Source organism: Spiroplasma ixodetis, from assembly GCF_059729505.1.
In genome coordinates this window covers 111,742-125,508 of record NZ_AP038353.1, presented here as the reverse complement: position 1 = coordinate 125,508, position 13,767 = coordinate 111,742, and the positions used below count along the sequence as shown (strand labels likewise).

At 20.7% G+C, this 13,767-nt stretch carries 22 protein-coding genes; 4 read left to right on the top strand and 18 right to left on the bottom strand.

Annotation, left to right across the window (positions count from 1 at the left end):
* Positions 1-83 precede the first annotated feature (83 nt).
* The 4 genes from AC6I4F_RS00825 (at position 84) to AC6I4F_RS00810 (ending at position 1,620) form a co-directional block, all read left to right on the top strand.
* A complete protein-coding gene (locus tag AC6I4F_RS00825) occupies positions 84-263 on the top strand; it encodes a hypothetical protein (RefSeq protein WP_497873944.1) in 180 nt (59 codons plus the stop codon).
* Complete coding sequence (locus AC6I4F_RS00820) at positions 256-756, top strand: RuvC family protein (RefSeq protein ID WP_497873943.1); 501 nt, start codon at positions 256-258, stop codon at positions 754-756. The genes AC6I4F_RS00825 and AC6I4F_RS00820 overlap by 8 nt, the downstream gene beginning before the upstream one ends.
* Complete coding sequence (locus AC6I4F_RS00815) at positions 756-1,088, top strand: hypothetical protein (RefSeq protein WP_497873942.1); 333 nt, start codon at positions 756-758, stop codon at positions 1,086-1,088. The genes AC6I4F_RS00820 and AC6I4F_RS00815 overlap by 1 nt, the downstream gene beginning before the upstream one ends.
* Before the next feature lie 262 nt (positions 1,089-1,350).
* Entirely contained in the window at positions 1,351-1,620 is a 270-nt protein-coding gene (locus AC6I4F_RS00810) for a hypothetical protein (protein WP_497873941.1), read from the top strand.
* 234 nt (positions 1,621-1,854) lie between these two features.
* On the opposite strand, the gene AC6I4F_RS00805 is transcribed toward AC6I4F_RS00810, so the two are convergent.
* From AC6I4F_RS00805 to AC6I4F_RS00720, 18 genes are all read right to left on the bottom strand, one after another.
* Positions 1,855-2,097, bottom strand: a complete 243-nt coding sequence (locus AC6I4F_RS00805) for a hypothetical protein (protein ID WP_497873940.1) — start codon at positions 2,095-2,097, stop codon at positions 1,855-1,857.
* Positions 2,098-2,227: 130 nt separating this feature from the next.
* Complete coding sequence (locus AC6I4F_RS00800; protein ID WP_497873939.1) at positions 2,228-2,572, bottom strand: Panacea domain-containing protein; 345 nt, start codon at positions 2,570-2,572, stop codon at positions 2,228-2,230.
* A 494-nt stretch (positions 2,573-3,066) separates the two neighbouring features.
* A complete protein-coding gene (locus AC6I4F_RS00795) occupies positions 3,067-3,324 on the bottom strand; it encodes a hypothetical protein (RefSeq protein ID WP_497873938.1) in 258 nt (85 codons plus the stop codon).
* Between the two features lie 546 nt (positions 3,325-3,870).
* Positions 3,871-5,022 carry a hypothetical protein gene (locus AC6I4F_RS00790; RefSeq protein WP_497873937.1) on the bottom strand — a complete coding sequence of 384 codons (1,152 nt, stop codon included), beginning with the start codon at positions 5,020-5,022 and terminating at the stop codon, positions 3,871-3,873.
* A gap of 72 nt (positions 5,023-5,094) precedes the next feature.
* Entirely contained in the window at positions 5,095-6,288 is a 1,194-nt protein-coding gene (locus tag AC6I4F_RS00785) for a hypothetical protein (protein ID WP_497873936.1), read from the bottom strand.
* Positions 6,215-6,865 carry a hypothetical protein gene (locus tag AC6I4F_RS00780; protein WP_497873935.1) on the bottom strand — a complete coding sequence of 217 codons (651 nt, stop codon included), beginning with the start codon at positions 6,863-6,865 and terminating at the stop codon, positions 6,215-6,217. The genes AC6I4F_RS00785 and AC6I4F_RS00780 overlap by 74 nt, the downstream gene beginning before the upstream one ends.
* 186 nt (positions 6,866-7,051) lie before the next feature.
* The gene (locus AC6I4F_RS00775; RefSeq protein ID WP_497873934.1) at positions 7,052-7,585 is read right to left on the bottom strand and encodes a hypothetical protein; all 534 of its coding nucleotides are present in this window, start codon (positions 7,583-7,585) and stop codon (positions 7,052-7,054) included.
* On the bottom strand, positions 7,572-8,075 hold the full coding sequence (locus tag AC6I4F_RS00770) for a hypothetical protein (protein ID WP_497873933.1): 504 nt from the start codon (positions 8,073-8,075) through the stop codon (positions 7,572-7,574). The genes AC6I4F_RS00775 and AC6I4F_RS00770 overlap by 14 nt, the downstream gene beginning before the upstream one ends.
* Positions 8,076-8,333: 258 nt before the next feature.
* Positions 8,334-8,711, bottom strand: coding sequence for a hypothetical protein (locus AC6I4F_RS00765; RefSeq protein WP_497873932.1), 378 nt, complete (start codon positions 8,709-8,711; stop codon positions 8,334-8,336).
* Between the two features lie 123 nt (positions 8,712-8,834).
* A complete protein-coding gene (locus AC6I4F_RS00760; RefSeq protein WP_497873931.1) occupies positions 8,835-9,050 on the bottom strand; it encodes a hypothetical protein in 216 nt (71 codons plus the stop codon).
* A 16-nt stretch (positions 9,051-9,066) separates the two neighbouring features.
* Positions 9,067-9,663, bottom strand: coding sequence for a hypothetical protein (locus AC6I4F_RS00755; RefSeq protein ID WP_497873930.1), 597 nt, complete (start codon positions 9,661-9,663; stop codon positions 9,067-9,069).
* A 321-nt stretch (positions 9,664-9,984) separates the two neighbouring features.
* Complete coding sequence (locus AC6I4F_RS00750; RefSeq protein ID WP_497873929.1) at positions 9,985-10,458, bottom strand: hypothetical protein; 474 nt, start codon at positions 10,456-10,458, stop codon at positions 9,985-9,987.
* A 43-nt stretch (positions 10,459-10,501) separates the two neighbouring features.
* On the bottom strand, positions 10,502-10,843 hold the full coding sequence (locus tag AC6I4F_RS00745) for a hypothetical protein (protein ID WP_497873928.1): 342 nt from the start codon (positions 10,841-10,843) through the stop codon (positions 10,502-10,504).
* Positions 10,844-10,846: 3 nt separating this feature from the next.
* Positions 10,847-11,359, bottom strand: a complete 513-nt coding sequence (locus AC6I4F_RS00740; protein WP_497873927.1) for a hypothetical protein — start codon at positions 11,357-11,359, stop codon at positions 10,847-10,849.
* A gap of 8 nt (positions 11,360-11,367) precedes the next feature.
* A complete protein-coding gene (locus AC6I4F_RS00735; protein ID WP_497873926.1) occupies positions 11,368-12,279 on the bottom strand; it encodes a hypothetical protein in 912 nt (303 codons plus the stop codon).
* Between the two features lie 26 nt (positions 12,280-12,305).
* Complete coding sequence (locus AC6I4F_RS00730; protein ID WP_497873925.1) at positions 12,306-13,127, bottom strand: hypothetical protein; 822 nt, start codon at positions 13,125-13,127, stop codon at positions 12,306-12,308.
* Positions 13,096-13,386 carry a hypothetical protein gene (locus AC6I4F_RS00725; RefSeq protein ID WP_497873924.1) on the bottom strand — a complete coding sequence of 97 codons (291 nt, stop codon included), beginning with the start codon at positions 13,384-13,386 and terminating at the stop codon, positions 13,096-13,098. The genes AC6I4F_RS00730 and AC6I4F_RS00725 overlap by 32 nt, the downstream gene beginning before the upstream one ends.
* Positions 13,387-13,388: 2 nt before the next feature.
* Positions 13,389-13,718, bottom strand: coding sequence for a hypothetical protein (locus AC6I4F_RS00720; protein ID WP_497873923.1), 330 nt, complete (start codon positions 13,716-13,718; stop codon positions 13,389-13,391).
* Positions 13,719-13,767 lie beyond the last annotated feature (49 nt).

Here is a 13,767-nt window from a genome sequence, read left to right as displayed (position 1 = left end):
AAGAATTTGATTAACAAATTATTGATGTATGAATTGTTTAAAAATATTAGTTATTAATATAAATAAAAATAAGGAGAAAAAATATGAATAAAGAAATTAAGGAAGTTAAATGTTATAAAGACAAATCACTTTATAAAGATATAGAAAAATGATTTATTGATTGTTTAGGTTGTAAATTTGGTATCAGTATCTCTTGTTTATGTGATTTACATTTAATGTGTAATGCTTGTTGTGAAAATTGTTTTGGTGAGTATAATGACTAATTATTTACTTTCAATTGACCCAATTATTAAAAATACTGGATTTACTTTATGAGAAAATAAAAATCCAATATGAATAACTAGTTATAGTTTTAAAAAATATGAAAGAGTAGATTTTTATTTTGAATTAGATTTTTTAATAAAAAACAAAATTTGAATTTCTACTTTTGATGAAATTAATTTAATTATTGAACGTGGTACTTTTCATAGTAAAAATGGTATTGGTTATGAAACTCAAGAACATTTAAGAGGTTTTATTGCTGGACAATTTAATAAATTATTAACAAAAAATATGTTAATAAGTCCTAGTGAATGAAAAAAATGATATGTAAAAATATTTTGATATGCAAAAGATAAAACATGAGATAAAGAATTATCAATAAAATTAGCAAATCAAGTAATTCAAGAACAAGGTTGAAATATAACAATATCAAATCATGATGAAGCTGATAGTTTATTAATTGGTTGATATTATTTAAATAAGGAAAATAAATAATGTTTATAGTAACTGGATGACAATATGATTATTATGAAAATAATATAAGATGTGAAGAATATAGTAAAATTCAACCACATAAAGATTTTAATAATAATAGAGTTTATTGTGAAAATCATTGAAAAATAGTTAATAAAATAAATCAAGAAAGAAAAGAATTTGCTATAAAACAATATAAACAAAAATTAATTGATTATTTAAAGTTATGTATTGATATGGATGATAAAAGATTACAAACTAAACTTTATAATGAAAATCATATAAAAGGTTCAATAAAAAAAACTGCTTTAATATTAGAATTAATAAAGAATGGAGTATTTAATAATGACTAAACAAGATATTTTAGAAATAATAGATAAATTAAAATAATTAAAAAATTTAGATGGAATAACTATTAATATAAATATTGATGATATTAATATTGAAAATAATTAAGGAGAATTTTATTAATTAAATGTTGTGAATGTTTTAGAAGAGCTTCAATTAAATTAACTAATCGTATTATAAAAAGTAATATAAATAAAAATGATGATTTAACATTTGAAATTTATTATTGTTCAAAACATTTAATTAAACAAATTAAGGAAGTAAAAAATGAAACATATAATTAAATGTATGGCTAAAAATTGTAATATTAAAATTGAAATTGAATTAAAACGTACTTGATATTTAAATGATAATAATAAAAGAATTTATACATATGTAAGAGAAAATAAATTATCTTTTTGTAGTTTTCATACAAAACAATTTAATAATTCTTTAAATGAAATGAAAGAAAATATATCAAAAGAAAATATACAAAAAATATTAAAAGAAAATATTAATAATAATGTAAATAAAGAATTAAATAAATATAAGGAGTAAATAATTAATTGATGAGAAATATTAACTATAGTATCAGTATCAGTAATTTTATTTTTAATGATAATTTCAACAATTACTAATATTATAACTAAAATAATTACTGAATGATAATATAACTAAATTATCTATATTTAATATAGAAAATATGATATAATTTTAATATATTAGTATGGTATTCATTTGAAATAATAATGAACTAAGTACATTAGTGTTGCCTTACTAATATTTTTTTTATTATAAATTTCTATCATCATGATCTGGATTAATTTCTAAAAGATAAAATATATATTTTTCTAAAACTCCATAAGCACGCATACCTTTCTTTTCTCTATAAATATCATATATAATCTTTAAAGATGAATTATATTTTTCTTCTAAATAAAAGATATATTTGTGATGTTTTTTTATCATATTTTTATCATTTATTCTATTTTCTTTTTTAATACCAGAATAACTTTTAAATTGTTTTATAGTCATTTTAGAATAATCACTAATAATTTTATTAAAAATTTTTTTATAATGAGATGTGTCTAATTTTTTTTCAATTAAAGTAAATCTAAAATTAAATAACAAATGTTCATTATCTCATATATTTAACGATGGTGTATTATTTAATTTCTGGAACATCTTTTTTAAATCATTTCTTAATTAATTTATTATCAATAATTTGTGAATGAGGAGTTTTTAATCATGGTTCTGTATCATGTGAAGCACTAACTAACTTCATTGTAGAAAATTGACTTAAATGATTTAATATTTTTTCAAATATTTTTTTATCGTATTTAGGACTATCAAATTCTTGAAATCTATTAATATCTACTTCATTAGAACCACAATCTTTTAAAAAATTATATAATGGTTTAATTACTGGTCCATATGTTCATGCTTCAAAATTAATATTAATTATTTCTTTATTTGTTTCTTTTCAATAATATCCATAAAGAAAAAACAAGATTTTTTGTAATCTTAAATTACTGATTTTTTCTTTAACTTCTGGTGGTATAAATTCATTATCTTGTTCTTTATCATAAAAATTTATTATTTATTTACATAATCCTTTTATTTTATTAATTTCCATATTTTTCGCCTACTTATTTATTCTTGCATTTTAATACTAACATATTTAAAAAAATGATTAAAATAATATATAAAAATATAAAAAAAAGTTATCAATTAAGGTAACTTTTTAATTAGGTGCCAACCTAATTTATTTAGAACTAATATTAATTTGAAAAAATTTTGATATTATCATCATTATATACTTACATAAGTAAGTAATTTGATTATATATTAATATTCTAAAATTTAAAAGTATTTTTTAAAATAAAAAGTTACTAAAACAGTAACTTTTTATCTAAATCTAACTATGAGATGAGTATACATATAATTTATAACTTACCTTTCTCTATAACCCTTGGTAAGTATTTTTATATTATACATTAATATTTAAGATTGTGGGGAAATATTATTTTGTTTAGATTTGCTTTTGAAAATATCTAAAAATTTAAAATTTGGATTTTCTTTTTTAAATATTTTATTTGCTCAAAATAAACCAATAATATTTAATGAAATAAACATAAAAAATATACCAATTTTTTTTTGTCTATGACATAAATCATGACCTTTACATGTAATTAATAATAAAAATACTAATCCAAACATTACTGAAAGTATTATTACATCTGCTAATCATAGTTCAATCATATTTAAACTTCTCCATATCATAATATTTTAAATTATTATAATTATATACTATTTTTATCTTGCATTTCAAATTATTTTATAAATACTTGCTACTTCTTGATTTGTATATATTTTAGCATAAGAATTTTCACCAAAATCTATAATAGTTTCAACATGGCCTTTACAGGGTGTAACAAAAATATTAATTTTTCAATTTAAATTATCTTTTGAATTACTTAATATATCAAATCCAATCGGATTATTATTATTAAATTTTGATTCAATACCAGCAATTACTGTGAATTCATAAGTTACTAAATTATATTGTGATTTATTACCTTGATAATAAGCATAAGCATATCCAGAAGAATGATTACCAATTTTACCTTTTTCAAAATGTTTCTTTTTATCAATATTAGGTATTGACTTTGAAAATATTAAATCATTTAAATTAATTTCAGTTGAACTTGTTAATTATTTTGCTGGATTAAAACTTTCTTTAGTATCATAAACACCACCATGTGTATCACTTACAGAATTTATATTATAATTAAAATAAATAGTTACTTATTTGTAAAATCTTTTTAAATCATTAAAAGTATTAATTAATAATGTTGGGTCTAGTTTTGATTTAATATCAATATCTATATTTTTTGAAACTGGACTATTATTATTAAATCATTCATTAGTATTATCAATAATAGAATTGTTAGTTGTGGAAACTAATGGTATATCTTTATAAGATAATTCTACTTTTAAATTCGGAATAATAATTATTGATTTTGCTATATTTTGTGGACTTGGTGGTAATATTTTTGCAGGATATGAAAATGTTGTTTCTTCAGTTTCTTCATATTCATCATGATTTAATTTATATAAAGTTGTTCAATTAAAAGCATTTCCAGTTAAAGCACCCATATTATTATAACGAAATTGTGCAACTGATATTTCATTATAATCACCTTGATAAGTAAAAGGATTATCACTATAAAATGTATGTCTTTCTTCTCCTTGATGAAGTGATTGAGTTACAATTGTATCAATAATATAAGCATAATTTGAACCATCAATAACTCCATTACTTGTAGGATTTCATTGACAATTAGTATCTTCATTTGTAAATGGTGAAGCAATATCTAAAAACTCAGTATCTTCTGCTAAAATATAAACTTTATTATTTTTCTTTTGTGATAAATCAACAGTTGATATTTGTTCTTTAATTTCTAATTTCTTACCAGTAGTAGGGTTTCATGGATAAACACTTATTCTATCACTTAATTTCATTGTCATAGCAGTTGTTGAAACATTAGCACCTAATAATTTACCAATAGTAAAATCATTATTATTTGTAAATACATTTAATGGAATTAAACCACCATTACCAATAATACTTTCTAAATTACTTGTAAAAAATGCACTCATAAAACCATTAAAATATAACATTTTTTTATATTGTTGAATATTTTGAGTAATAACTCAACTACTTCATATACCTAATGTTAAAGAATTTAATAATTTACCAATTAAAGGAATATCACTTAATGCAAAAGGTAATCATTGATTACTATCATAAGGCATTTGTATTAATGGAGAAAATACAACACTATTAAAATTTAATATTGCTGACATATATTTTTGTGTTATTTTACTATAATCTACAGTTGGACTTCCTATAATTAAATGAGTATCTGGGTCTTTATATTTAAAATTACTTGACATATCAACATTATAATTACCCGTTAAATTATTTATATTTCATTCACTATCTCAAAATAATTTAGATTCTCTTACTTATGTACCATTACTTAATCTTGCTTTATCTTTATCAAAAGAAAGCATACCTTTAAAATCTTTTGTTACAAATAAATTATCTTGAAAATTTAATGAAGTTTTTAATCATTCTGTAAAATTTTTAAAATTAGTAAATCCAGTTGGTTTAGCGTCCATAATATTATAAAATGTAGTTTCAGGATGACTACTTGTTGTTATTTTATCATTTATTCCAGAAAGTAAACCACCATTACTTTTATTATCAGTTGTACATAAATTATTATTACCAGCAATAAATAATCTTCTTGAAGCAAATATTTTACTTTCAAATATTTCTTCATTTCCTTGTTTTATAGGTTCTTGACCTTGAATTATTGGTCTACCATAATAATAACAACTTGTTAATAATTCTAATCCATAACTTTGTCTATGACTATAACGTACACCAATATCACGCATTAAAGTACGATTTAACGTTACTTTTCCTTGTTGAATAGTAGGGAAAGCATAACCACTACCAGGACTTGCATATTGTACAAAATCAAGTGTATTTTGACCACTTGCAACTACTCTATCATTTAAACTACTAAAAGTTAATACTTGCATACTAAATGCACCATTATAAGGACTATAATAATTTGTTACATTTGAAATAAATAATAATTGTCTATCTTGATTTTTACCACTATTACCACCAATATTTTCATTTTCATCATTAAATACACAAAAGAATTGTAAATAATCATCAATTGTAATATGTTCTTCAAACATTACTAAAGTATATTGTCTTTTAGTTTGTACTGTTTTAAATATTTGATTATTTGGTAAACCACTAAAATCAACACCACTTGTATCATCAATTAAATAAGCATTTCAATAATCACCAATTTTATATTGTTTTGTATAATATTGGTCTTGACCACTAGATTTATGAGTTACTGGGTCAATTTTACCTTTATTTTTTTGATATATTTTTGTACTATTTTTTCAAATACATACAACTGGAGTATTACCAGTTAATATTAATTCATATTGTCCAAAATCACTTATTTTACTATTAATAGGTTTATAACCAGTTTCAGTTAAAGGAATTGCACCATTATTAATAACAAATGGAAATATTTTTCAATAACTACATCTTTTAATCAGAAGTTGTTGTTTTTTCAATTGTAGATGAAGATGTTTCATTAATTGAATTTGTTGATGTCTGTTCATTTTTATTTTCTCCTAATAATTTTATTTTTTCATCTTCTTTATCTTCTTTATCTTCTTTATTTACTTCTTTTAAGATATTTTTTGCTTGTAATAAATTAACATTTCTTAATTTACCAATTGCTTCTTTTTTACTCATTAATCCATAAGTTAATTGAAATTCAATTAATTCTTTTTCTTGTAATTGGTCAGTCATAGCAATAGGTATAAAATCAAAACTATAAGTTCTTTCACCAATCATATTTCAATGACCATAATAATACATTCACATATCCATTAAACGTAATATATAAGGTTTATAATGTGCTATTTTATATTCTGTAGTTTCCATATCAAATTTATTATTAAACATTGATTGAGTTTTATTTGTATATTGTTGACCATTATAATCTTCAATATCATATCCAGCACCATTAAATATTTGTTTAATAATACCATTATAATCAAGTCAATATTCACTAAATTTAGGATTACCTTGAATAAAATTAATTCCACCATTACCAGTTTTATCATATGGAGTACTACTAACATTCATAAAAAAATCTTCTACATATTCACCAATATCAGATTTACCAGTCATTAATTCAAGTAATTGTTCATTTGATAATTGACCAAATGCTCGTGTTTGATTTAATATTCTTTCTTTTTTTTTGTTTAATATTATGATTTAAATATTAAATTAATTGATATACTGGCATACAATCAGGATAACCATTTAATGTAGTACTTTGACCAAATAATAAAGGATTTGGTAAATTTGTTATTTCTACAATTGGTAAAAACCAAATGGATTTTTTAATGTATAACTTGTTTTTGCTAAATTTTCTGGTTTTGTTTTTGATTTTGTTGTACCTAAAATTGTCTCTTCACCAACATTATTAAATATTTCAACATGTACTATTTTTGGTGTAATTGTAATTCATGTTAAAGTTTGATTATCTGCTTGATTATTTGTAAAAAATAATTCTGCTGATTGTTCTTGTTCATTAATTTTTGCAACTATTGACATAAATGTTGGAGTTGGTACAACTAATGTTAATTCACCAGTTTTAGTAATCATTCATAATAAAATACATCTACCTAATAAACTATTTTGAATACCAAATTTTTCTAATTTTTCAAATATTTTATCTTTATAATAAAAATTATTTCAATTATCTAATAATTTTTTATCTTTACTTTGTAATAATATTCCTTTACCTAATCATAATCTTGTTGATTTTTGAGCAATAATTATAGGTATATCTAAATATCAATTTTGTTTATTTTCTAAATAAAAATTAATATTATACAAATCCATTTAAAACACCTCTTTTCTTTGTAATTAATAATTCATTACCAATTGCATTAATTAAATCTTTCATATCATTCATTAATGCAAAACAATCACTATCTCATGTATCATCATGTAAATCAAGCATTTGAGGTTCCATATTTGAACTTAATGATTTTTTAGTATTATCTAATCATTGAATTAATGAATATTGTTTTTTAGTATAAGGGCAATTATTTCAATCATAACTTAATATATTTTTAATTAATCCAGCAGTTGGAAAATCAATTCTATCTCTTAAATAAAATATTTCTTTATTAACTGGTTGAAATATTAATCAATAAATATTTCTATCTTTTCTTTGTTTTTCTAAAATATCAATAAATGCTTGACCACCATTACCATAATCAACATTTACATATAATTTTTTAATTATTAATTGTGTATATTTTTGACCTTGAATTAAATAATAATCAATAATAATATTTGCTAATTCATAACTATTTTTAAATTGCATTGTTACATTACTATGATAAAATTCACTTAATTTATGTGCTTTAGTTTTACTTTGATTTAAACATCATAAACTTCCTGCTGTAGGATGACCGTTTGGACTTGTAGCATAACCAATATCTAAACCTGCTCTAAAATAATATGGTTGAAATTCTAATTTAGTATTAACTTTATCTAAAAATCTTGCAAAAATAGCACCAGTTAAAATACTAGGTACACCATAATATCAACTTTGTGCTTTAATTGGGTAAAGTATTTTTAATTATTCTAAATCATTAATTTTATCTTGTAATAAATTATGTTCATTAATTTTTCAATCTGAATAATGAAATAATTTAAAAATATTATTTTCAAATATTGATTTAATTTGTTCATTATTAATTTTCATTATTTCTAAATTAAAAGGTACTCTATTATTAATATATTCAATAAAATATTGATAAATATTATCTGGATTACAACTTCTAATTTTAATTATTTTTTTAGCATTACCTAATGCAAATGTAATTGCTTGAAATTCAGCTTGACTAAATTCATTTGCTTCTTCACATCATTCAATTGCTAAATCAAAACCTTTTATTTCACTTCTAGAAAGCCCTTTTAAAGGTATTCTATCATTACTATTACTATATACACCCATAACTCTAATAAATGATTTTGAACCTTTAAAACGAAAATCTGCTTGTTTATTTGGATATTTTAAAATAAAATCTTTATAATCAAAACCAATATTAATTAAAGCTTCATTAATTTCTTTAGTTAATTAATTAATATCTTTATTTAATTTTCTAAAACAATATATAGCAATTAATTTATTAATTTTAATTGAAATTGCAATTAACATTGCTAATTCTTCTGCAATACTATATGTTTTACTTGAATATCTACTTCCACTTAAATTATATTCACTATGAGTAAAATCACTTTTATTTAATAATCAATAACTAATTTCATGTAAATAAGTAAATTCTTTATTCATAATATTATCCTTGTAATTATTCTAATTTTAAAAGTTGACCATATCTTGTAGGGTCACTAACAATAGCAATTGTATCATTTTGCATTTGTAAAGAAACCATTATTCTATCATTAACTTTATCTCAATATAATGTTTGAACATCAGTATTCAACTCACCATATAAAAATTCTTTAGACATAAAAGCAAATTTTTTAATACTTGATTGACTTTCAAAATTATAATAAATTTTATATTTAGTATTTGATTTAAAAGTATATTTAATATGATTTATATTTATTTTTGTTCCTACTTCTTTTCACTTCTCTTTATTTATCATATTTTGTTCATTATTTGTTAATCTAGTTAATAAATCATCAACTCTTAATGCTAATTCATTAATAGCAGTAACAATATTTTTATCAGTAGTTTCTAAATTAGAAATTTCAGTACCAATGGTATTTAAAACAAAAGCATATTGAAATTGATTTTTATCAATTTTATCTTTTAATTTTTTATCTACTTCTTCTTTTTTATAATAATCAGTTAAATCAGTTTTACCACCAGTAGCACTAATAACATCATTTTCAATTTTAATATTTTCACCTGCAGTTAATTTATCTTGTTTTAATAACAATTTATTATCAGTTTCTTCTTTTTTATAATAATTATCTAAATTAGGTATTTTATTATCAACATATTCTTTAGTTGTAGCATCACTTAAAAAGGTAGGTGTACCAACATCAATAATTATTTTACCATTAACATCAATACCTTTATCATCTTTTGGTTGAATAAAATTAGGATTATCTTTATCAACTTCTCATAATGAATTATCAATATCATTTTTAATACCACGTGTATCAATATCAATTATTACTCCGTTAATATTTTTTTGATGTATTTTTTTAATTTCAACTCTTGGGTCACTTGAATTTAAAAGTTTACTATTTACATATTATTCAAGTATATTTTCATTATCACCATTACCCATAAAAGTATTAGATTTATAAGGTGCTACTGGTAAAGAAAATCCTTTAAATGTTAAATAATGTTTAATTTTTCTTAAAAAAATAAATACTTCTGGAACAATAAAATAAGGGTCATCTGGATTATTTTCACTATAAGTAATACCACCTTGACTAATACTTGCTTGTCCTCTTAAATAATTAACATCTTTTGTTAATAAAAAATTAACATAATATGCAGTTGCAGTTTGTATTTCATCAGTAAAATCTGTAGATGTAATTTCTGGTCATTTAGGTGAAATAGTAAAACCACTTAAATAATCAATATTATTACTTGCTATTGAAATTGCTTTAAATATTTCACTATCTGGTGTTGTTATTTCATCAAATTCTAATTTATTAAAACCATTTCAAGATTTAAATTCTTGTATTGTTATAAACATTAATGGGTCTTTAATAGCCATAATAATTTACTCCTTAATGTAAAATAAAGGGTATTTAAACCCTTTAAATTTTAAATTTAGTTGCTTTTTTCTTATCTTTTTCACTAAGTTCTTTATTTTTAGATTTTTGTGCTAATACAAAATTATCTACTTGTTCTTTATCAACATTAAAACTATCAAGTAATTTAGCAACTGATGTTGTTTCTAATTGTAATTGAGAATTTATTTGTTTAATATTTTCAATAATAAATTCAATTTCTTTATCTCTTTTTAATTCTTTTGCTAAATTTGATTGTTTTGATTTTTTAATAAATTTTGATAATAAAAGTAAAACAATAGTAACTATTACTCCACTCGCTAATGCTCCACTTAATACTGCGGATATTAATTCTTTTGATAAATTCATTTTTTATTCCTCTAATTGTATTTTATTTGAATGTTGTTTACATAATTGACATTCTTTTTTATGTTTTTTAATTTGTTTATATTGATATATTAAATATGGACTTGTAATAATAATGGGTATAGTTATTAATACATATTTAATTAATTTTCCATAATTACCTAATTTAGTTATAAGATTTAATCCAATATGACCAAACATAGGAAATAAAGTTAATATTAAATGGTCAGGTCAAGTAAAATTATATTGACTTATATAACTTCCAATTCCCATTTCTATTGGTATTTTAGGTATTAATCAAGGTGTACTAGTAAAAAATATAGTTATTAATAAACCAATAATATGACTAGTTATTTTTAAAATATTTGATATTAAAATTTTAATTTTATCAATATGAGTACTATTTTTATTAAATCAAATTTTATTTAATCTTTTATATTCTTTATTATCTTTTGATATTGGATTAATAGTATTTCATATACCAATTGGTTTAATTGGTTTTGTTAACTCTATATCCATATAATCACCTACTTTCATGTTTTATAAAAATTAGAATTTCTTTTAATTTTTATATATTTATTTGTATGTAAAGAATTTTTTAATAATTGCTTTCTTTCATATCTTCATTGATTACTTCCTATTTCATTTTTAGATAAAGTTTTATATTCTTTTAATTTAAAAAAACCTTTTTCTAATCTATTAATAAAATTCATAGTTTTTTGTACATTAATATTATTTGGATAAATTACTTTAGTATCTTGTGAACCATAATATTTACCTATTTTTGCTAATTCACTTTTAACATATTTTCTTAATTGAATTGGTAATCATTTTCTATTTCAAAATTTTCAAAATATTGTTCCTGAACCACTACCATTTTTACCTTTAGCTTGTGTCATTAATATTCATATTTCTTTTGGAAATGCTGGATAAGTATAAGGACCATATCATATTTGTCTTTTATAATTATCACTTTGAAATAATGCTGTTAATGTTCCAATTTTTGAATTTTTATTATCAATAGTAAATTTTACTATTTTAAATCATGAACTTGATAATACTTCTCATGCATTTTCTGGAATTTCTTCTTCGTTTTCTTTAAATAAATTATCAACTTTATTTACATAATTTTTAACAGTTTTAATTTCTGTTGGTATAATTGATTTTTTAATACTATTTATTGGATTTTTAAATTTATTAATTTCATTTTGTAATAATGATAATTCAGTTGGTTTTAATACACTTATTAATTTTTTAAGTATATTTGGATTTGCAAATGAATAAGGTTGATGTATTTCTTTTTCACTAACATTTTCACTTTCAAATATTGCTTTTAATGATTGATTTTTATAATAAGTTCTTAAAATATTTATTAATGCTAATTTAATATAATTACTTGCTAAAGCATAATAAATAAATTCAATAATTAAAGGTAACATTATAATCTGTTAATAGGTACTATAGTTTATTTATAAGGATTATTAGAATCAAAAATAATATTACTACTACCCATACTTAAATTATCAATACTTTCATTTGAACCATAATTTTGTCTTTGTCTTTCATATTCTTGTTCAGTATTATTAATTAAATTAGCATGTTCATTACTAAATGTAGTTTCTTGCATTTCAGTATTAATATGATTAGTTTCCGTAGGTAATAAATTATGAATAATTTCAGTTGCTCCTGCTACTATTGTCGGAATAGCATAAGCATTATTAAAATCATTATTTATTCCCATAGCAACTCCACTACTTATTAATGCTCCGCCAGTAATCATATTGGCAATTTTTGTAACATTTTCAAATCTATTAGGTATTAATTCAGTAAATCCTGCAATTAAATTAGCAATACCATAACTATTTAAAGATAAATATGTATCTCAATCCATTAAATTATTATAATTATCATTTAAATTTTCAAATAATATTAATGATTCTGTTGGTCATGGTGGAGTTTCTGTAGTTGTTGTATTTGGAGTAATAGGATTGATTTTTTCAGTAAATTTACTATAATTTGCTAAACCAATTGTTCCTAATCCTAATAATATTTTTTTAGAACTATTTAATAATTTAGTTTTAGTACTAGGCATTTGATTTAAATTTCAAATATCAATTCCTAATTTTTTACTAAATAATAAAGCATTAATACTTCCTAATACTGGATTACCTATTAATTGCCCATAATAAGCACTTGTACCAATCATTGATGATAAAGAACTTATTCCGGTTCTTATTAATTTTATTAATGTATAATTATTCAATTGTGTATTCTCAACATTTGGCATTATTATTTTCTCCTTTTAATAATTGATTAGATTTTTGTTTTATTTCAATTAATACTCTACATTTACAATTAATATTATCTCCAACTAATAATGCTGTATTTGCATGAACATTACTTAATACAAAATAATAATTTCTTAAATTAGGATATTCATCTAATAAAATTGCTCTTAAATCATTACTATCAGTTATATCTTTTGGATTTGGTGAATTAATAATAATTTTTGTTTTATTATTTACATAATTATAAATATATTCCATAATTATTTATTCTCTTTTTCTTTTTTAATTTCTGGTTCTTTTAACTGATTATTTTTGATTATTTCTGGTTTAGTTTTAATGTCTTTTTTAGGAATTACTATTGTTGTAGATTTAATATCATTTATAATTTCTTTTTTTACTTCTTCTTTAATTTCTTTTTTATTTTGTAATTTTTCATTTTCTTTTTTTAAATTTGTTATTTTTTCTAATAATTTTTGATTTTCTAAATTAATATTATTTTCTTCTTTTATTAATTTTAATCTACTACCATTTTTTTCATATTTTAATGTTATAGAACCTATATATAAATTATCATTAACTTTAGCAGTCATTGTAGCATTAGTTTCAGTAATATTACTATAATCAGCATGTCCTATTGTA